This window comes from Peptoniphilus harei (genome assembly GCF_016726485.1).
In the GTDB taxonomy this organism is placed as follows: Bacteria; Bacillota; Clostridia; order Tissierellales; family Peptoniphilaceae; genus Peptoniphilus_A; species Peptoniphilus_A harei.
Genome location: NZ_CP068103.1, coordinates 50,930 through 71,239, shown reverse-complemented (window position 1 = coordinate 71,239; position 20,310 = coordinate 50,930). Strand labels below are relative to the sequence as shown.

19 protein-coding genes are annotated in these 20,310 nt (G+C 30.6%); 17 read left to right on the top strand and 2 right to left on the bottom strand.

The genetic code is table 11. The features are described 5' to 3' along the window. Nucleotides 1-64 precede the first annotated feature (64 nt). The 15 genes from I6I93_RS09445 to I6I93_RS00205 all read left to right on the top strand — a co-directional run bounded on the left by I6I93_RS09445 (nt 65) and on the right by I6I93_RS00205 (nt 14,861). Nucleotides 65-205: a hypothetical protein gene (locus I6I93_RS09445; protein WP_456107186.1), complete on the top strand. Its 141-nt coding sequence runs from the start codon at nt 65-67 to the stop codon at nt 203-205. Nucleotides 206-493: 288 nt separating this feature from the next. After that, nucleotides 494-1,534 carry a recombinase family protein gene (locus I6I93_RS00270; RefSeq protein ID WP_236587186.1) on the top strand — a complete coding sequence of 347 codons (1,041 nt, stop codon included), beginning with the start codon at nt 494-496 and terminating at the stop codon, nt 1,532-1,534. Nucleotides 1,535-1,739: 205 nt separating this feature from the next. Next, complete coding sequence (locus tag I6I93_RS00265) at nt 1,740-2,198, top strand: Panacea domain-containing protein (protein ID WP_112890284.1); 459 nt, start codon at nt 1,740-1,742, stop codon at nt 2,196-2,198. 1 nt (nt 2,199) lies between these two features. Continuing rightward, nucleotides 2,200-2,796, top strand: a complete 597-nt coding sequence (locus I6I93_RS00260) for a hypothetical protein (protein WP_112890283.1) — start codon at nt 2,200-2,202, stop codon at nt 2,794-2,796. A gap of 139 nt (nt 2,797-2,935) precedes the next feature. After that, on the top strand, nt 2,936-3,061 hold the full coding sequence (locus tag I6I93_RS09310) for a hypothetical protein (RefSeq protein ID WP_256584829.1): 126 nt from the start codon (nt 2,936-2,938) through the stop codon (nt 3,059-3,061). 207 nt (nt 3,062-3,268) lie between these two features. Next, nucleotides 3,269-3,973 carry a transglutaminase domain-containing protein gene (locus I6I93_RS00250; RefSeq protein WP_172605475.1) on the top strand — a complete coding sequence of 235 codons (705 nt, stop codon included), beginning with the start codon at nt 3,269-3,271 and terminating at the stop codon, nt 3,971-3,973. Between the two features lie 377 nt (nt 3,974-4,350). Further along, complete coding sequence (gene tnpA / locus I6I93_RS00245) at nt 4,351-4,812, top strand: IS200/IS605 family transposase (protein ID WP_112890281.1); 462 nt, start codon at nt 4,351-4,353, stop codon at nt 4,810-4,812. A 440-nt stretch (nt 4,813-5,252) separates the two neighbouring features. Then, nucleotides 5,253-7,637, top strand: coding sequence for a hypothetical protein (locus I6I93_RS00240; protein WP_201621241.1), 2,385 nt, complete (start codon nt 5,253-5,255; stop codon nt 7,635-7,637). Between the two features lie 362 nt (nt 7,638-7,999). After that, entirely contained in the window at nt 8,000-8,620 is a 621-nt protein-coding gene (locus I6I93_RS00235) for a hypothetical protein (RefSeq protein ID WP_236587185.1), read from the top strand. Nucleotides 8,621-9,245: 625 nt separating this feature from the next. Further along, nucleotides 9,246-9,899, top strand: a complete 654-nt coding sequence (locus I6I93_RS00230) for a response regulator transcription factor (protein ID WP_112890279.1) — start codon at nt 9,246-9,248, stop codon at nt 9,897-9,899. Next, nucleotides 9,887-10,759 (top strand): sensor histidine kinase, encoded by an 873-nt coding sequence (locus tag I6I93_RS00225; protein WP_112890278.1) that lies wholly within the window; start codon nt 9,887-9,889, stop codon nt 10,757-10,759. Before I6I93_RS00230 ends, I6I93_RS00225 begins: the two co-directional genes overlap by 13 nt. Before the next feature lie 88 nt (nt 10,760-10,847). Next, entirely contained in the window at nt 10,848-11,525 is a 678-nt protein-coding gene (locus I6I93_RS00220; RefSeq protein ID WP_112890277.1) for an ABC transporter ATP-binding protein, read from the top strand. Next, nucleotides 11,488-13,989 (top strand): ABC transporter permease, encoded by a 2,502-nt coding sequence (locus I6I93_RS00215; RefSeq protein WP_112890276.1) that lies wholly within the window; start codon nt 11,488-11,490, stop codon nt 13,987-13,989. The genes I6I93_RS00220 and I6I93_RS00215 overlap by 38 nt, the downstream gene beginning before the upstream one ends. 13 nt (nt 13,990-14,002) lie before the next feature. After that, nucleotides 14,003-14,260: a hypothetical protein gene (locus I6I93_RS00210; RefSeq protein ID WP_112890275.1), complete on the top strand. Its 258-nt coding sequence runs from the start codon at nt 14,003-14,005 to the stop codon at nt 14,258-14,260. Between the two features lie 262 nt (nt 14,261-14,522). Then, nucleotides 14,523-14,861 (top strand): SdpI family protein, encoded by a 339-nt coding sequence (locus I6I93_RS00205; RefSeq protein ID WP_112890274.1) that lies wholly within the window; start codon nt 14,523-14,525, stop codon nt 14,859-14,861. An 800-nt stretch (nt 14,862-15,661) separates the two neighbouring features. On the opposite strand, the gene I6I93_RS00200 is transcribed toward I6I93_RS00205, so the two are convergent. Both I6I93_RS00200 and I6I93_RS00195 read right to left on the bottom strand, forming a co-directional pair. Continuing rightward, entirely contained in the window at nt 15,662-16,570 is a 909-nt protein-coding gene (locus I6I93_RS00200; protein ID WP_236587183.1) for a DMT family transporter, read from the bottom strand. Nucleotides 16,571-16,626: 56 nt separating this feature from the next. Then, complete coding sequence (locus tag I6I93_RS00195) at nt 16,627-17,634, bottom strand: potassium channel family protein (RefSeq protein WP_112890273.1); 1,008 nt, start codon at nt 17,632-17,634, stop codon at nt 16,627-16,629. Between the two features lie 150 nt (nt 17,635-17,784). On the opposite strand from I6I93_RS00195, the gene I6I93_RS00190 reads away from it, so the two are divergent. Together I6I93_RS00190 and I6I93_RS00185 are read left to right on the top strand one after the other, a co-directional pair. Continuing rightward, the gene (locus I6I93_RS00190; RefSeq protein WP_112890272.1) at nt 17,785-18,375 is read left to right on the top strand and encodes a TetR/AcrR family transcriptional regulator; all 591 of its coding nucleotides are present in this window, start codon (nt 17,785-17,787) and stop codon (nt 18,373-18,375) included. Nucleotides 18,376-18,474: 99 nt separating this feature from the next. Beyond that, nucleotides 18,475-20,268, top strand: coding sequence for an oleate hydratase (locus I6I93_RS00185; RefSeq protein ID WP_112890271.1), 1,794 nt, complete (start codon nt 18,475-18,477; stop codon nt 20,266-20,268). Nucleotides 20,269-20,310 lie beyond the last annotated feature (42 nt).

Below are 20,310 nucleotides of genomic sequence, written 5' to 3'. Positions count from 1 at the left end.
TTTTTATTGCTCAAAATCAAGAAGAAAGGACAAAGAAAATTAAAGACATAGAAGAAAAATTTTAATGGCAAAAGAAGAAATCAGTCAGTTACAAAATAAAAGAAAGAAGCTCATCAGTCAGCAGAAAGAGGAAGCACGAAAAAAGAGAGATAGACGGCTTTATGAAAAAGGAGGAGTATTTGAAAGTATTTTTACCGAAAGCTAAGAATTAACCAAAGAAGAACTTTATCAACTAATCTCATTCACAAATATCAAAGAGGTAATAAATCAAAAAATCTTAGAAATTATTGCGAATAAAAAAGAAAGGAAAAATGAAAATACAGAAACACAAGAGGAAGAAACGGACATAGAGGAATAGTCTCTTGTTTACAAGGGCGCACTTATAACACCATAAGGGAGAGTCCTCCTTACCATTATGGCATCTCTTGCTCAACAGGAAAGTCAGTCTTTTTTATAAAATGTGAAATTAGGCATTCAATATAGATTTCAACAAGTGCAAGTCCAAGTAAATCATAATAGGTTCTTAGGCTACACAAAAGACGAAGAGGAAAAACTTGTCATAGTTCCTGAAGAAGCAAAGATTATAAAAAGGATCTACAGAGAATATTTAGAACGAGCAAGCCTACGAGATATTAAGGAAGGACCAGAGAAAGACAAGATAGTAAATGGAGCAGGAAATAAGAAGTGGCATGTATCAAACTTCAATCAAATTTTAACCAATGATAAATATATGGGGGATGCCCTTTTACAAAAGACCTACACAGTGGATTTTCTAAATAAGAAAAGAGTAAAAGATGATGAAATAGCACCTCAATATTATGTAGAAAATAGCCATGAAGCCATCATACCAAAAGAAATCTTCATGCGAGTTGGGGAAGAAATGGATAGACGAGCTAATAAGGTGAGTGGCAAAGGGAAAAGAAGAATTTATTCGAGTAAATACGCACTTTCAAGTATTGTCTATTGCTCTAGATGTGGAGATATTTACAGGAGAATTGCTTGGAACAACAGAGGAAGGAAATATACTGTTTGGAGATGCTGTACAAGAGTAACCCAAGGACCAGATGCCTGCCATGCTAGAACTATTAAGGAAGAAGACCTACAAGAGGCGGTCGTAGAAGTCATCAATCAGCTTATATCGGAAAGCAGTGAATTAAAAGAAATAATAAAAGAGAATATAAAAAAAGCCATCACAGATGATGGAAGTAGTGAAATAGAAGAAATAGAAAAAGAAATGCTGGCCGTTCAAGAAGAACTTTTAAAAGTTGCTAATGCCAAGAAGAACTACACAGACCTTGCAGACAGAGTGGAAGAATTAAGGAATGAAAAAGAAAAGATACTCCTAAATATGGCGGAAGAGAAGAATGAACAAAGCAGACTAATGGAATTAGAAGAGTTTTTAGAAAATCAGGAATTAGAAATAGAAAGATACGATGAAGACTTGGGAAGAAAACTTATAGAGAAGATAGTGGTTTATGAAGAAAATTTAAAAGTAGTATTTAAATCAGGACTTGAAGTTGAAATAGAAAATTGACAAGGATAAAAAGTAAATATACATTAAAAATAACAGTACCCGACACGCCTCTTAGTAAAATGCGGACCAAGTCGTGTCATTTTATAATGACACATATAGAAAAAGTATGCGTCTAATAATTATATTCAAAACCATAAATTTTTTTATAAGCAATATATTTTTTCTTCAAAATGTGGTATAGTTTAGATAAGAGGAGGTATTAAAAATGGATGCTAAGAAAATTGCAAAATGGTTTTTAAGTAAGGAATCAATGTCTCCTAAGAAGATACAAAAATTAGTGTATTATGCGTATTCATGGTATCTTACTCTAATGAACGATAGCGTTGAATATTTAAATAATAGATTATTTGATGAAGAAATCAAAGCCTGGGTACATGGTCCTGTTGTAAATTCAATTTATCAAGAATATAGAGACTATAAATTTAATGAAGTTCCAAAGCAAGAAATTGATGAAAACGAGTTTGATGAGGATACTCTTGATGTGCTCAATCAAGTATGGGATGTGTATGGTCAATATAATGCAAACGAACTTGAAAGTATTACCCATCAAGAAGAACCTTGGATAAGTGCAAGAGGGGATTTGAGTCCACTTGAAAATGGTTACGATTCTATTGATGATAGAATTATATTTGAGTACTATTTAGGCCAAATGGAAGAGGACTAAATTGGGCAAGAAAAGTAAAAGAATTAGAAATAATACAAGTCCTAAAAATAACGTTAAAAAGGTAAAAACGCCTTTGAAGAAAGAAGAATTAGTTATTTCTATGTCTTATAAAAATTGGATAAGAGGCTATAGAGGAAAAGATATAACAACTTATACAGAAACAGAAGAGGAATTTGTAAATAATTTAATGTATATAATATATACGTTAATACCTTATGTTTATAAAAACTGGGGTCAGAGAATGCCGCATTGTCATTCTATAAATGAAGAAAATGGTAAAGAAGCTCAGGGTAAATATATTGAAGTTATCAAAAATATTCATCCTGAGCTGTTAAATTTATCAGAAATTAAGTCTGAAGCAGATAAGTCTAAAAATAATATAGATAGAATAGAATATGGAACTGGACAACTTGAAGATTTAGAGTTATATCAATTAGGATTAAATGGTTCAGTAAGAGTTATATGTGGGAAAGTAGGTAATACACTTTATCCATTATTGATAGATCACCATCACTTAGGCTATGATAGTCAAAAATATAATCAGCGTGATACAAATAATTTTGATTATTGCCCTATTAGTTGTGGATTAACTAAATAAATTATTAGTCATGTAGTCTGTTTTAATAGGCTACATTTTTATTATATAGTTATTAACATATTCCCACATACGAAGCTTTTGAAAATTTGTTAGTTTTATCCATACTGACCACTCAGGCCATGTGGAGACGGTAGCTTTATTGTCCAAACTAAATACAGAACATCATTTAGATCTAGAAATAGGCGAAGATGAATTGTCTGAAATTGACTTTTCAAAAGATGCAACTTATAGAGAAATTAAAAAGTATGTTTTGGATAAATATTGACTAAAGGTTTCAAGTCTATATATTGCACAAGTAAAAAGAAAACATGGTCTAATAGAAAGAGAAAACTACAATATTAGCAAGAAAGAAAATCAAAGAGTACCAAATTGCCCAGAAGAAAAAGAAAAAGCAATAGAAGATGCTTTAGAGTATTTTGGAATGATTTAAATAATATCTAAGATTGATAATTATAAAATCAAGGGAAGTATGATGGTAAAATGTAAAACTTTAACAACTAAAGAAGAATTGGGCACTATTGTCAAAGAGGTTTTTTATGAAGTTAAAGATGAAGAATGCTACAAGTCTGTGGTTGTTAAGGTAGATGAAGGATTAAAGGACTTCTTAGAAGAAATCGAAATGAGGGATGGGATTGACAAACAATTTATAATCCCAGACAGTTCAACCTTAAACAATCTTTTAGTTGTGAGGGTTGAAGATATAAAACATAAGGGAGATTACTATGAATGTGAGCTTTTAATTCAACTCTTTGCAGAGAAGTTCCTTTTTAAAGAATTAATGGAACTGGAAAATAATATAAAAGAACAAACAAAAGGCTTAATCGAATTAGAAGAGTTAGAATATCTGCATAATTTCATTACTGACAATATAAATTATGACAAGGAGCATAGGTCAAGATCAGCATTAGCTGCTGCCATTACTCATAAAGGAACCTGCACCGCCTTTGCCCAACTATTTCTAATCTTAGGAGAAGCTATAGGATTAAAAGTTGGTTGTATAGATAGCAAAATTTTAAAACACAGATGGAATTATGTCATCATTGGAGATACCACCTATTACATTGACGAAATCTTTAATGTGTCAAACAACACATCAAAAAGACTATTCTTTCAAATCACTCCAATACACTTAGAAAAAGCACCAGACCAAGGGATTGCTGTGCCACATCAAGAATAAGAAAGAGGGCTAATGTTTTTAAATAACAAGTTTTTCATTTAAGATAAAAATATAGATAAGCTGTAGGGAAAGATATTGACTAGAGATAAGAATGAAAAATCTATACTAGGGTAAAGAGAAAGCTTAAAGACATATGATAAATATCATTAAAACCAGAATGGGCATAGAAAAAGTAAATAGAGATAAATAATGGCAGTTTTCGGACTGCCTTTATTTTTTTATTGTCCACTTGAATGAGTTGAGCGAACGAAAGAGAGCGAAACAAAAAACCACCTGCTATGCAGGTGGAGGTATTAAGCTTTAGCTTTAAGCACCAAGAAAACCTCCTTAATGTATAATTGTGATAGTCACATGCACAATTAAACAAGGAGATAATCATGGATAAAAATACTTTATCACATACAAGTTGGAGATGCAAATACCATATAGTATTTGCACCAAAATACAGAAGACAAGAAATATATAGACGATTAAGAAAAGACATAGGCAGCATACTTCGAGAATTATGCTCAAGAAAAGGGATAAACATAATAGAAGCAGAGTTATGTTCAGATCATATCCATATGCTGGTAGAAATACCACCAAAGTACTCAATATCACAAATAATGGGATATTTAAAAGGAAAAAGTTCACTGATAATATTCGATAGACACGCAAACCTAAAATATAAATATGGAAACAGACACTTTTGGTGTAGAGGATATTATGTAGATACAGTAGGAAGAAACGAAAAGAAAATAAAAGAATATATACAAAATCAATTAAAAGAAGATTATTACACTGATCAAATAAGTATAAAAGAATACTATGACCCGTTTACGGGAGAGAAAGTCAAATAAAAACAAATAAAAAACTGCTTAAGCAGTAGTTGGGAAAGTGGTGCATGTGATGGAATACTCGACAGCCCCAATAGGAGCGTGCCGGTATTTGCGCCTTATAGGCGCTGTGCAAACAATCAGCTAAGATGGTAGTTTTGATTGTTGTAGAGACATTGACTTAGGTGTTATAATATAATTAATAATGATAATTTTGTACATCTTTTGAAAGGTGAATTCTATTATAACGAATAATATTGAAGTGGACGTAAAAGTAAAGTGTATTGAAGCTGGAAAGACTCAGGTGCAACTTGCAGAAGAGATTGGTATTTCTAGCTAGTATGTTAACCGGATTATTAAGAAAAAAGATGGGGTTGTTAATAAAACCTTTGTTCAGATGATTGAAGCCCTGGGCTACGATATAGAAATTACATATGTAAAGATAAAAAAACAAGGTGAATAAAGTGAATGAAATTAATAATATAGAGGTTAAATTATTATCTAATCAAGAAGTACCTCCTACAGAGGGTAATGAATTTGAAAGTATTATCTTTGACCTTGATTCTCAAATCAATATCCTCTCTAACAAAGCAGATAAATGGGACTGTCTAGTTGCACTTGGATCAGGTGTTGCTTGTGCAATGATGGATATTCTTTGGACTAAAGAGTTTTCCCTTATTGAAGGTAGAGATTTGGCTAATGATAAGGTTGAAGATTTGGTAAGGAAAACAGCTCAATTGATGGGCTGTGACTCTGATGACCTGAAAAAATGTGTAAAGTTTTTAGAAGATAAGTTTCCTATTCCTTCGGATGGAAATACACCAGATTTTGGTGGAGGATTGCAACATCATCTTAGGGATTTTGCACATCATCCCACTATTATTGGTTTAATTTTTTCTTTATTGACTCAATTTACATATAAGTCTTATGGAACAGATGTTGCTGGAAATTTTATGATGGTCGATGTTCCAGAGAAAAGCAGAATTTATATAGGAGAAGATACAAGTTCAAAAATAATAAATGGCACTATTGTTTGGTTTTTTCATTTAATTAGTGATATGGCTGGTTCGAGTAGCACTGCATGTCTAAGTGGTGGTACTGGAATTCCAGGACCGATTTTGTCAATCGCCAAAGAGATGTCTTGTCTCCCTATATTTAAAAGTATTCATAAAAATGACACGTCTTTGTTTGTGCTTCTATCAAAAATGTTTAACGGAACTCTTTTTGCTAAACACGATGAAAACGGACAGATTATTAGAGATAGTATTGTAAAATTAGATTTTAGGGGTGAAATTGGCTTTTCTGTGGAGATTGAAAAACAAGCCATCCCGGTTGTTGCAAATGAATGTATAGTTAGAACTTTTTATATGATTAGGCAACTTGCAAGGCAGATTAAAGAAATTCAAATAACAAGAATTGAAGACTTTAAAAAGATAAATATAAAAGAAATACTTCCGTTTAATTCTCCGACACTTACAAGGATGCTTACCATATCAACTGGTGTTTTCACGGCACTTGATGTGTCCGAAGCGGTGGTTACTAAAAAATACTGGGTATCAATTAATTATGTGGGAGTAGGAAGATTTACCTTAGCGTTAGGTGACGAAATGGTTTGGGCTTTAAAGCGCAGAGATATACGCCTACTAAAGGATATGTATGAAACTATTTATAGGAATACATATACGGACACAGATCAAAGGATATATCAAAGGATGGGTGATGGAATGGATTATGATAAGATTGGATTAAATGAAGAACAAACAGCGATTCTTTATAATATTGAATATTACAAGACCCTTCATGATGCTTATAGATCTAAACTGCTTATTGGTGGAGAAAAGATTCGTCAAATGAAACTTGAATGGCTTAATGAGTGGAAAGGATACATGACCAAAGGCTTCAAAGGATTTATGAATAATATGAATGCTGAACTTGATTGGTATTCTCTTGAAGAACTTCATGAGAAAATAAGATTAAATAGTTCAGAGAAACCTTGGTTTAGACTTGTTTTACTTGAAGCAATGCTATTTGAGCCATATTTTCCGCTTAAAACTGAAACAGATAAGAAGGGTAAAGAAGTACCAAGCAAGAAGTATTCTTATATAAATGCTCCGATTACGGGATATAAGAAGTCCGAAGGGGATAGGTATCTTGATAGTGAGTTTTCTGGAAGGCATAAGTTTCCTGGGTATGTTAAACGTCTTAGAAAGTGTTATGACAAGGTTTGTCGTGAAATGAATGAAGTACTTAAGACTGCCATTACATCAATCACGATAACAGCAGGAGTCACAATAGTCACTATAGCAACAGCAGGTGCATTAGCACCAACTATTGCAGTAGCCTTAGTTGGGTCGAATTTTGCTGGATTAAGTGGAGCGGCCTTGACAAGTGTTTGCCTAGCATATTTAGGTGGCGGTGCAATTGCTGTTGGTGGACTTGGCATGGCAGGCGGTACGATTGCTATCGTTGGCGGTGGAGCAATTCTTGGAATAGGCGTAGGTGCTGGTATAGGTGGTGCAACTGGTGCTATTAGCTTGATGGGAAAGAAGAATACTATTCTACAGTCTGCTAAGTTAATGGTATCAGTTAGAGAAGTATTCATGAATGATGAAAAAGATCTTGAATACTCTAGGTCTGTTTATGAAAAGTATGTGCAGAATATAACTGAAATCGAAAAAGGTTTAATTGAACTAAGATTGAAGGCTAATGTTGCGGACAGTAAAGAAAAAAAAGAACTGAAAACTAAAATTAAGAGCGTCGAAGAATCAGTGCATGCTATGAAAATTGCTATGAAAACCATGAATAAATTTATCAGTGCATATGAGGTTGGAATGGGAATAACTGAATAATTGGATTAATTTATAAAGATTGATATGTTTCCACGAACTAACAAACAACATAAAAGAGAATTGACATGTTTTCATGAACTATGAAAAGAGAAAAATATGAAATAGTAAGCTATGGTATCAGCTCGTGTCACGTTGAGAGTGTGGTATTGATGTCAAAATGAGATTTAGTTTAAATTTTACAAAACTAAATAACTGGTAAATTATATATTAATTAAAGGATAATAATGAGCTTTTAAGAATTTAAAAATAAATTTATAAATAACGTGATAAATTAAAATAGTAATATAAATATGCAGAATCTTAAAAATTCTTTAAATAAAATACATTTGATATTAAAAAATATGGAAGGGAATAGACTCATAATGATTAGGGATTTAATCTGTGATGAAACAATAGGTTTCAATTATGTATCAGAAGATATATCTTGCAAATATGATTTTTTTAGAAATGAGCTCATAGTAGGAATAATATCACCTGACTGGTCTAAAGGATGGAGGAACATTTCATCAAATAAATATATTTCTGAAATTATATCTGATTATATGTATTTTTTAAATCAATACGTGTATAGAAGTTATTTTATTAATATTATTGGAGCATTAGCTTTAGCATATGGTAAATCAAGCTCATTTTTTGGACAATCAATATTTAGATACAGTCATTATAATATAGATAAAGATTATAAGAAATTTACAGATACTATCAATAGAAAATATAATAATCTTAATACGAATTATAGAATGTTTGTTTATATAATGAGCAAAATTAATGCACTTGACCCTTACGTAAATAGAGCTATTTTTTACTATTCTAAATCTTTAGGATTAATTACTAATTTATTTGAAGAAGAGTCAATTATTTGCCTAGATAATTGTATTGATATAATAATTCAGTTTATAAAAATAAAAGAGAAGTTACCTACAAAAAAAAAAGAAAAGATATGCATAGATTTCTTAAGGAAGTTTTATATATTAACGATTTAAATATTAAATACTTAGATTATATATATGATTTAAGATGCGATTTTGGTGCTCACCCTGCTAAGAGTTTATAGTGGGATTTTAATGAGATTCATATGAATAATTATGGAGATATTATATATAATGTTCGTCTCATTTTAATTAAATTCATAGAATATGAATATTCAAATAGAATAGTATTAAAAAAACCTATATCTTGGTATGAATGGTTTATGGATAATTATGATTTTATATATGACTTTATTTGATTGTAATTGATATCATTAGAAAATTTATAATAAATACGTAATATTATTACTTAGAGACAATACTAAATTCTTCATGTAAAAGTTCGCTGACTAAATATCGTAATATAAACACTTACCGTTAAGTCATAATTAGATAGGGACGCATTATACATTTTTCATAATGTTATACGGTATAAAAAGTTTTAAATTTAGTAAAGTAATTGAATAGATAGTATATCTAAAATGCCAATAAATATTGGCATTTTAAAAAATAAATTTATGGCAGTTGTTAAGTTATTGACCAATTTCATATCTATGTATTTAGTTAATTGAATGGTTATTTTAATAAAAATGATTTTATTCTGCTATAATTAGGGTTGTAATTGAGGGAGAGCATTTCATTGAAAAAAATTTTAATAATTGAAGATGATAAAAATTTAAATAAAGGACTTTCTATAGCTCTAGATAAAGAATATGAGGTTTTTTCTGTAAACACAATTAGTGAAGCTAAAAATTTTATTGATGATGCGGATTTGATTTTACTTGATATGAACTTACCAGATGGAGATGGGATTGAAATAATAAAATATACCAGAGAAACTTCATCAATTCCTATAATAGTTTTATCAGCCATAGATCTAGAAGCATATATCATTTCAGCCATAAATTTAGGTGCAGACGACTATATAACAAAACCTTTTTCTTTGGGAATATTAGAGGCAAAGATAAAAAGAGCTTTTGAAAAAATAGTGTCTAGTGATTTAAATCTTTATAAGAAAGATGGTCTAGACTTTAATTTCAATGAAAATACTTTCTATGTAGATAATAAAAACATAGATCTCACAAGGACAGAGACAAAAATTTTATACTACCTGATAAAAAACAAGTCTCAAGTCATTACTAAGGAATTACTATTTGATTTTGTTTGGGGAATAGATGATGAATTTATTGATCAAAATACATTGAGCGTCAACATTTCTAGAATAAGAAATAAATTAAAGCCCTATGACCCAATAGAAACAGTCTTTGGAGTTGGATATAAATGGAATTTTTAGTAGGCATTCTAGTAATTGTAATCGGAATTCTTTTATATAAATATATTGTCTTGAGAGGTGAAATGCGTGAACTCTCAGACTATATTGATAAGGCTTTGGATGGAAATTTAGAAATTACAGAATTTGATGAAAAGGAATTATCTAAAATAAAATCAAAGCTCATTAAGTTTTTGTATGCCAGCCAAGTAAAAGAAGCGAAAATAAATACAGAAAAAAGTAAAACAAAAGATTTAATAGCAGATATATCACACCAAACCAAGACACCCATTACAAACCTTTCTTTATACATTAGTCTCTTAGAAGATGATCCGAAAGATGAGTATCTTGAAATTATAAAGTATGAACTTAATAAACTAGAATTTTTAATTCAAAACCTAGTGAAATCTTCTAGGCTCGAATCCGATATTATTTCCTTACAAAGACATCAAGCAAACTTAAAAGACATAGTAGAAGATGTTTTGAGAGAATTTAAAGTAATATTAGATGAAAAATGTATAAGCATAAATTTAAAAGACGAAGACTTAATTTTCAATTTGGACGAAAGATGGCTTAAAGAAGCTATCCACAATCTTGTAGATAATGCTATAAAATACTCGCCAAATGGTTCTACTATTAATATTTCAGTTTATAAATCTTACCTAAACTATAATCTAGACATAGAAAATGAGTGCAAAGACCTATCAGAAGAAACTTTGCCAAAAATATTTGAAAGATTTTATAGAGGAAAAAATTCAGTTTCCAAGGACGGTTTGGGTTTAGGTCTATATATAGCCAGAGAAATTATAGAAAAACATGGTGGAAATATAAGAGCGTCTTTGGACGAAAATAGAATAAAATTTTCAGTAGACTTCCCCTTGTGAGAAGTCTTTTTTCTTACAAAACTGTAAGAAGTCTTGTAAGTACTTTGTAAGATATGAATGTTATATTAAATGTAAAGAGGTGATAGATATGTTAAAAGTAGAAAAATTAAAAAGATATTATAAATCAAATGACGTGGAAGTAAGAGCTCTTGATGGAGTATCTTTCGATGTGGAAAAAGGAGAATTTATTTCTATAATAGGAGCATCTGGATCTGGTAAATCAACCCTATTACATTTACTAGGAGGACTTGATTATCCTACAAGCGGGAAAGTTTTAATTGATGGTACTGACATTTATGGATTAAAAGATGATGAGAGAACTATTTTTAGAAGAAGAAATATTGGTTTTGTCTTTCAATCATATAATCTTTTGCCCATGCTAAATGTATATGAGAATATAATTATTCCCTTTGGTCTTGATGGGGACAAAGTAGATAAGAAATATGTTGATTCCGTAATAGACATTCTAGAGATAAGTGATCAAAAATATAAAATGCCTAATGAATTATCTGGTGGACAGCAACAAAGAGTTGCCATAGCAAGAGCCTTGGTTACCAAACCATCTTTAATACTAGCTGATGAGCCTACTGGTAATCTGGATTCAAAATCTTCTTCCCAAGTTGTTTACCTACTAAAAAAGATTAATAAAGAGCTTGGAAATACTATTCTTATGATTACTCACGATGATGCCGTCGCTCAAGCTGCAGAAAGAACTTTAAGGATAGAAGATGGAAGGCTGGTGGAAAATAATGAAAGTCAAAAATAAAGCTTATATAAGGAGGCTTGCAAAAAATATTTTAAATGCTAATAAAAGTAGGAGAAATATTCTCTTATTGGCTATTGCTTTGACTTCTATATTATTTACAAGCCTATTTTCCGTAGCCTTAGGTTTAGGAAAGAGCATGGAAATCCAAACGATGAAAACTATTGGTACAATCAGCCATGGCTCTTTTAAAGAACTTTCTGACAAAGACATAAATATTTTATCCAAGGATAAAGACATAAAGGAATTTTCAATAAGAGAGAAAGTTGGTATTCTTGATGATGAGAAAATAAGTGCAGAACTATCTTATATGGACAAAAATGGATATGAATGGTCGCTAATAGAAAAAGTTAAAGGGAAATTTCCAGAAAAAGAAAACGACGCATTTATAGATTTAGTAACTGCAAAAAAGTTAGGTTATAAAGGTGAAATAGGAGAAGAAATAGAAGTTCCTTTTAAAATAGAAAAAGCTAACACAGGAGAGATTATCGAAAAGAAAAGTGATAAATTTATTATTTCTGGAACCTTTCAAAATCCTATTGATTCCAATGTTGGTGTAGGACAAATCTATTTATCAAAAGCTTATGTAGATAAATCATCCCTTCCAGAAAATAATAAAGATTTGGAAGTAATGCTAAAGAATTCCTTTATGATAAGGGATAAACTTTTAAAAATTGCAGAGAGAAATGGTTATAAAGTGGTAGATGACCCTGGAAATCTATCCGACAAAGAAATAAGAATTGGTGTTAACTTTGCTTATATTTTTTCTGGTGATTCTAGTTTTGATTTTAAAACATTTCTACCCTTCTTAGCTTTTTTGATTTTGGTAATAGTCGCAGGATACTTAATAATAAACAATATTTTTAAGATATCCGTAAATGAGGATATTAAGCTTCTGGGACTTTTAAAAACAATTGGAATGACAAAGCCACAAATCAAAAAACTTATTCATCTAGAGTCTTTAGCAGTCGCACTTCCTTCAATAATAGTTGGAGATATAGTAGGGATTTCTATTGGAAAAGTTATTTTAAATAAAATATTTGCAAATAATGAGATGTTAACGGATGTAAAATTATCACTCATGGTAATAATCTTAATTATCTTATTTTCGACAGCCTTTACTTTGCTTACAGTATTTCTATCGGTGATGAGACCTGCAAGGTATGCAGCAAAAGTTTCTCCAATAGATGCCAGCAGATACAATGAAACCACGATAAAAAAGAAATATAAAAGCGAGAATATTTCTCTAGGAAAGCTTGCTAGAAGACAAGTATTTTCCAATAAATTTAGATTTATATCCATAGTTCTTTCTATTAGCCTTTCTGCAGTTATTTTAAACAGCGTTTTAACTTATACCGGTAATATTGATTTAGAAAAGGGCATTTCAGATGTAATCGTAACTGACTATAATATAGCAAGCCCAAAATATTTTAGATATATGTACTTAGATAGTGAGTATGGAATTGACAAAAAGTATATTGATGAAATAGAAAAACATAAGGGTTATAAAAGTGGGGGAGCTTTATACTCCTCTGGTTATGAGTACACTTATCCAAAAATTAAAATAGAAGATAACAAAGTTGCACCACTTCTATTTGGTATGGATGACTACTTAATAAACAAACAAAAATTTATAGACGGAGACTTGGATAAAGAAAAATGGCAAACAGGAAATTATATTATTATAGGAGAATATGGAGATAAAAAATCTCCATTTAAGGCTGGCGATAAAATAAAGATTAATGTCAAAAATAAAGTCAAAGAAGTCCAAGTGATGGGGAAAGTTGAATATAATTTTTCAAATGGTCTTAGATATTTTCCTGTAATTAAGGAAGATATAAATGACGAATCTAGTCCTACTTTAAGTTTGGATTATATTTATATGAATCCGAATGAGTATAAAGAGCTCACAGGCGATAATAGTATAATGTCCTATGGATTTGATGTAGAAGATAGCGAAAAGGAAAATTTTGATAAGTTATTAAAATCTTTTGAAAATGAACCAGGATTTTCCTACGATTCAAGGGATCTTCAGATCAAATCTACAATGGAATTCAAAAACCTAATAGAATTTGCTGGTTACAGTCTATCTATAGTATTATTCTTAATATCTGTACTGAATTTTATAAATGTTATTGCTACTGAAATTTTGAGAAACATGGTTAACTTATCAATTCTTGAAGCAATTGGAATGACAAAGAAAAAGATTAAAAAATATTTGGTGAAAAAGAATTTGATCTATTCTTTATGTGGCTTAGTATTTTCTTTCATCATTATGCTTCTTGTAGATAAATTTATATTGATGGATTTTATGGCAGCAACTAAGTGGACTTCCTATAAATTTGTAATCATGCCACTTATGCTTGTAAACTTTGTAAATATAATTATTGGGATATTATTTACAGGTAGATTCTATGAAAAGCATAGCCAAAATAGTCTTGTAGATAGAATAAGAAGTTTAGAATAATAGAGGAGGTTTTATGAAAGAAAATTTAAGCAAGAAGATATTTCTACTTGGACTCGTAATATTTGTGATTTCCTACCTACTGCCAATAGACATTTTTGAAAGCTATACAAGTTTAAGACCAAATGGACTCACATCAATGTTTGTCTGCCCAATTATTGGACTAATAGGTTTAATATTTGGGCTAAAGGAAAAGGACAGATTATTTATAGTATTGAATATTATGTTAATCTTATTACTGCCTATAGCAATGTTTGTAGGTCATCTAATATAAGTAATGCGACTTAAACAAGAAAATAATAATCTAAACAGCTCTTTTGAGGGCTGTTTTTTCTTAGTTCTAAAATGATATAATAATTATAAGATGTTTATTTATTGACATATTCCCACATACAAGGCTTTTGAAAAAATTACAATTTTATTCATACTGATCACTCAAGCCATTGTGAAGCAATTTGTTTATTGTCAAGAAAATAAGATTATAGGTTATAATAGTGTTGAAAATAGTAGCTTTTAGGATTTTTAGAGGGTTTTGTATGAATTTTGAAAAAATTGTAATTAGTTTATTACCTATAGTAGGGTTGTTTTTATCTTTCTTTTATAAGTATAAAGCAAATGGAAATATCAGTAAGTATAGTGGATTTAGAACAGCATTAAGTATGAAATCAAAAGAAAACTGGAATTATGCCCATAAATATGCTGCTAAACTTTTGCGCATATATACTATATTTTTTATATTACTAAATATTATAATAATATTTAGTAATAGTCTAACTAATACAACTATGACAATCATAGTTGTATTGCAAATGCTATTCTACTTCATCATTGGATATAAAGTTAATAATGCTTTGGTGAAAAAAGAAAATAGTTAGAATCTATTAAGAATTAAAAAAAGATAAAGTTGTGTATATTGAAAATGAAAAAAATAAACCGGTAATACAGGGTGACGAGATTGAGTCTAGGGGTGTAGTATTAATTCTTATAATTTTAGCTGCTAATGCAAATGTTGTATGAATACAAATGTAAATACAATCATTAATGCTAATGTAATAGCGAAGGTAAGCGGTGGCTTAAATTACAAATTAACGAATATAAAAGATTATAGTTTATGATGAAAATCTTAAAGTAATATTTAAATCTTCAGTTTAAGTTGAAATAGAAAATTGATAAGAATAAAAACTAAATATCCAATCAAACTAACAGAACCCGACATGCCTTTTAAAGCGGTATAGATCGGGTCTTTTAATTGCAAAAATTGCCCTACTACGTATGCTCAGCTCTTGTTCATTAGGAATTACACCATAAAAATCTGAATATAGAATTGCGACCAAATAGTTGGACCAAAAAAGGACAAATGCTTGAATGGATTATAGATAATTGTTTGAATTAGAATCAGATCAATACTTGAATAAATTACAGACAAATACTTGAATATAAATATGAAATTTTAGCTATACTGACAACTTAAGCCATTCAGAATCCGTGGCTCTTCTACTAAGAATATAAAAGAGAATTATTAATGATTTTCATAAAGTTTAAAGGCACTTACATCATGTAGGTGCCTTACTTATTATAAAATATACTTATAAATTTTTTATTCTTTTTCTTAAGAGCTTTAAATCAAAGTCAAAAGTTAAAAACAATATATTTTACTTAAAATATTATTAAATAGTTATTCTTTAGATTTATCTTTAACTGACAGGTAAACTGTTAACAAAATACAGAAGAAACCTGCTAATTCTACTAGAGTGAATCTCATTCCTAAAAATATAGATGCTAGTAGGGTAGCTGAAGCTGGTTCTAGACATCCTATTAGGGTTGCCTTAACTGGTCCAATGTGTTTAACTCCTTCGAGGAAGGCAGAAAAGCCTCCAGCAGTACCAACTATAATTATTACTGCAATCATTAACCAAGCTGTGAAGTCAAGATCCTCAGGTATGATCCAAGCTTTAGTTATTATAGATATAACTAGGCCACCTATTAGCATTCCCCAGCCAGTTACAAGTATATTGCCCCATTTAGAAATGATTGGTCGAGAAAAAAGTGTGTAGGTTATGACTCCAGTTGCTGAAAGTAATCCAAAAATAAGTCCTGCAGGAGATATAGTCATGTTTCTGGGATTACCACCAGTTGAGATTAAATAGGTTCCAAAAACTGCAAGAAAAACTGCGATTACTTGTGAAATTTTCATTTTAGTTTTTGTCACTATGGACATAAAGACAATCATTATGACCACGTTAAGACTCTGCAATACTGTGGCTGTTGCAGAATCGGAATATTTTATAGCACTGACAAAGGTATACTGACACATTAAAAGTCCAAGGATTGCAAAGGCAAGAAGCCACGAAAGGTCCTTTGGTTGAGTCCAAATTTTTAGAATATTATTTTTTCCTTCTTTATTCTTAATAGTAGATATAATTAAAAGAACTATACCTGATAGAAGCATTCGAATAGCTGTTAACCAAGCTGAATCTAGTTCATAGTTCATAAAAAGATATTGACTGCATACGCCTGATATACCCCAGCTCATTGCACCAAATGATGCAAAGAACAAACCTCTCATGGTATTATTCTTCTCCAATAAAATTTCCTCCTTATATTTCTTATATAATTTTGTTTTAAGAAATAAGTTAAAACTTATTTCATTTCATCTCCTAAATTTTTAAGTTTATCAATTTGCTCTTCTCTTCCAAGGATTATAAGAACGTCTCCAATTTTAAAGGTATAGTCTATTGGAGGGTTAAAGAGCATTTTCTCATCTTCAATCTTTTTTATAGCGAGAACAGTTAGACCTGTTTTTCTTGGAATTTCTGCTTCCATTAATGTTTTATTTTCCAGATAAGAACCCCTCTTTACTATAACCTCTTCAAGGTCAAGTTCCACGTCTCCCATTCTTGTAACTACATCAAGAAAAGAAATTATATTAGGACTTATCATTAAAGAAGCCATCCTATTTCCAGATATTTCCACAGCAGAAAGAGTTTTATTAGCACCAACTTTTAATAATTTTTCATTTCCTGATTTTGTAATTGAATTTGCTATTATATATATTTTATCGTTTAAGTTTCTAGCCGTTAGGACTGTAACAATATTATCAACTTCTGTATCTAAAACTGCTAAAAGTCCTTTAGCCTTTTCAACTCCTGCATGAAGCAATACACTTTCTTCTGTTGATTGTCCTTCTACAACTAAAATATTGTGGTGACTGTAATCGTTTAGGTCTTCACGATTATCTGTAATTACTACAAAATCTAAATTTTCAGATATAAATTTTTTTATTATTACTTCTGCAAGCTCTCCTGATCCACATATTATATAGTGATCATTTAGAGAAGAAATCTTTCTATCCATCTTATTTCCCTTCCATAAATCAGAAACCTTACCTTCCACAAACATGGCAACAACAGTTGTAAATACATAACCAACAATACCTACACCTAAAAATATCATTAGAACTGAAAATATTTTTGAAGCGTTATTTGTTGTACCAACTTCACCGAAGCCAACGGTAGACACAGTTATAACTGTCATATATAAGGCATCAACAAGATCTACATCCAATAAAATTTTATATCCCAAGGTGCCTATAATAAGCAAGAGGGAAAATGCATATCCTATAAATTTGAGTTTTCTCTTTTCGTCCATAAGCTTCTCCTATAATTAAGATTATATTATAATTTTATATAAAAGACTAGAATAGTAAATACTTATATTTGTATCATAAATTATCTATTTTAATAATTAATAAAATGGGGAACTATATAATATATGACTAAATTGGAAAGGGGTCCTTTTATGGCGAAAAATTATACGAAAAATCTAATAAAGCAAGAATTTATAAAACTTTTGAATAAAAAGAGTTTACATAATATTACTGTTACTGAAATAGCAAAGCAATGTAAAATAGAAAGAAAAACTTTTTATTATCATTATGAAAATTTACCACAACTTGTTAAGGAAATTTTCGATGAAGAACTTGAAGATGTAATCAAAGAATTTAATGAAACCCTATCTTGGGAAGAGAGTTTTATCTCTGCTACAAAATTTATCTTAGAAAATAAAAAAGTTGTAAAGCATATGTATGAGTCTGATTATAAGGTTGAACTTGAAAAATATATTTTTTCTATTTCAGGCGAGATAATGAAAAAATATGTGAGAAGAGTTGCCAAGGATACAAAAGCTCAAGAAATTGACATAAAACTCATTGCATTTTTTTACCAATGTGCCCTTAGCTCATCACTCATCCAGTGGGTGGCAACTGATATGAAGACAGATCCTAAACTTATTACGCGTAGGTTGGGAAAATTAATGGATGGGAATATATTAGAGTCTTTAAAACGCAGTGAAAAATTAGAAAAACTTACCCAGTCTCTTGAAATTGAGTAAAAGTTACCCAAGAATCCTCTTTTGGGAGATGACACTTTATCAGAACAATGTTATAATAAAGATAGAAGAAATGATAAAGAATTAATCAAGGAGGATGTTATGGAACTAAAAACTCATGATAAAAGATTACAACTTACTAATGGAGATTTTCAAAGATTAGTAAAAGCTAGAAAGCCAGCTGGTATTGAAGAAAAATCTGCTTACTTAGTAGGAACAGGAATTGCAGCACTTACTGCAGCTTGTTTCTTAATTAGAGATGCTCACATGGAAGGTAAAAAAATTACTTTCTTAGAGCAATTAGATATTCCTGGTGGTTCACTTGACGGTGAATACATGGATACTAGAGGATATGTTGCTCGTGGTGGTAGAGAAACTGGAGCTCACTTCGAATGTCTATGGGATATTTGGAGTTCAATCCCAAGCTTAGAAGATCCAGAAATGAGTATTCTTGACTCTTATTTCTACACTAACTACGACGATCCAAACTTTAGTAATTGCCGTATCACTCATAAACAAGGTGAACGTTATGACGATGGTAAATTTAACCTAACTCAAGATCAAGTTAAAGAAATTGCAGAACTTTGCATGACTAAAGATGAACTACTTGAAGATAAGGCTATAGAAGATATTTTCTCAGATGGACTTCTAAACTCAGACTTCTGGACTTATTGGAGAACAATGTTTGCCTTTGAAAACTGGCACTCTGCTCTAGAAATGAAATTATATTTAAATCGTTTTATCCACCACGTTGGAGGACTTACAAATCTATCTGCCCTTAGATTTACAAGATATGACCAATACAATTCAATTGTAAAACCAATGGTTAAATATCTTGAAAATCACGGATGTAAATTCCAATACAACATTAAGGTTACTGATGTTGACTTTGATATTTCAGAAAATAGAAAAGTTGCAACAAAAATCATAGCTGAAGATAAAGATGGAAATGACAAGTCTATAGACTTAACAGAAAATGATCTTTTATTTATAACTAACGGATCTATGACAGAAAACTCTAGTTATGGTGATGATGACACACCAGCAGAACTTAGTGACGAACAAACTGGTTGCTGGGAAATGTGGAAAAACATCGCTAAAAAATCTGATGACTTTGGTAATCCTGAAGTATTCTGCTCAGATGTAGAAAAGAGTAACTGGGAATCTTGTACAGTAACTTGCCACGATGAATCCGTTCCAAAATATATTGAAAAAATTACAAAGAGAAGCCCTTATGGTGGAAAAACTGTAACAGGTGGTATCGTAACTTGTGTTGATTCAAGCTGGTTAATGTCTTGGACAATTAATAGACAAGGCCAATATCCAGAACAACCTGAAAATGATGTTTGTGTTTGGGTTTACGGTCTATTCTCAGATGTTGAAGGTGACTACATCAAGAAGAAAATGAGAGATTGTACTGGTAAGGAAATTACAAAAGAATGGTTATACCACATTGGTGTTCCTGTAAATGAAATTGATGCACTTGCTGAAACTTGTACAGCAGTACCTGTTATGATGCCTTACATCACATCTCAATTTATGCCAAGAAAAGCAGGCGACAGACCTTACGTAGTTCCAAAGGGTGGAGTTAACTTTGCTTTCTTAGGACAATTTGCAGAAACTCTTGATGATCCAGGAAGAGATACAGTATTCACAACAGAATACTCAGGAAGAACAGCAATGGAAGCAGTTTATGTACTTTGCGGAGTAGAAAAGGCTGTACCAGAAGTATTTGCATCAAGATATGATATAAGATACCTTCTAAATGGTATGGTTGCATTATCAGATGGCGAAAAACCACATCTTCCACTTTCACCACTACAAAAGATGAAAGTTGCAAAACTTATTAAAGGTACAGATATAGAAGAAATGTTAAAAGAATTTAATATAATCTAATTATTAATAATAGATTATAAAAAGTTAAAAACTTGGGGCGGT

What these genes read in the sequence shown, in the direction of transcription:
- I6I93_RS00215 (WP_112890276.1), top strand. Translation starts at nt 11,488, where the DNA reads ATGGAAGGCTGGTGGAAAATAATGAAAGTCAAAAATAAAGCTTATATA.
- I6I93_RS00210 (WP_112890275.1), top strand. Translation starts at nt 14,003, where the DNA reads ATGAAAGAAAATTTAAGCAAGAAGATATTTCTACTTGGACTCGTAATA.
- I6I93_RS00190 (WP_112890272.1), top strand. Translation starts at nt 17,785, where the DNA reads ATGGCGAAAAATTATACGAAAAATCTAATAAAGCAAGAATTTATAAAA.
- I6I93_RS00220 (WP_112890277.1), top strand. Translation starts at nt 10,848, where the DNA reads ATGTTAAAAGTAGAAAAATTAAAAAGATATTATAAATCAAATGACGTG.
- I6I93_RS00265 (WP_112890284.1), top strand. Translation starts at nt 1,740, where the DNA reads ATGGATGCTAAGAAAATTGCAAAATGGTTTTTAAGTAAGGAATCAATG.
- I6I93_RS00225 (WP_112890278.1), top strand. Translation starts at nt 9,887, where the DNA reads ATGGAATTTTTAGTAGGCATTCTAGTAATTGTAATCGGAATTCTTTTA.
- I6I93_RS00235 (WP_236587185.1), top strand. Translation starts at nt 8,000, where the DNA reads ATGATTAGGGATTTAATCTGTGATGAAACAATAGGTTTCAATTATGTA.
- I6I93_RS00205 (WP_112890274.1), top strand. Translation starts at nt 14,523, where the DNA reads ATGAATTTTGAAAAAATTGTAATTAGTTTATTACCTATAGTAGGGTTG.
- I6I93_RS00195 (WP_112890273.1), bottom strand. Translation starts at nt 17,634, where the DNA reads ATGGACGAAAAGAGAAAACTCAAATTTATAGGATATGCATTTTCCCTC.
- I6I93_RS00250 (WP_172605475.1), top strand. Translation starts at nt 3,269, where the DNA reads ATGGTAAAATGTAAAACTTTAACAACTAAAGAAGAATTGGGCACTATT.
- I6I93_RS00185 (WP_112890271.1), top strand. Translation starts at nt 18,475, where the DNA reads ATGGAACTAAAAACTCATGATAAAAGATTACAACTTACTAATGGAGAT.
- I6I93_RS09445 (WP_456107186.1), top strand. Translation starts at nt 65, where the DNA reads ATGGCAAAAGAAGAAATCAGTCAGTTACAAAATAAAAGAAAGAAGCTC.
- tnpA (WP_112890281.1), top strand. Translation starts at nt 4,351, where the DNA reads ATGGATAAAAATACTTTATCACATACAAGTTGGAGATGCAAATACCAT.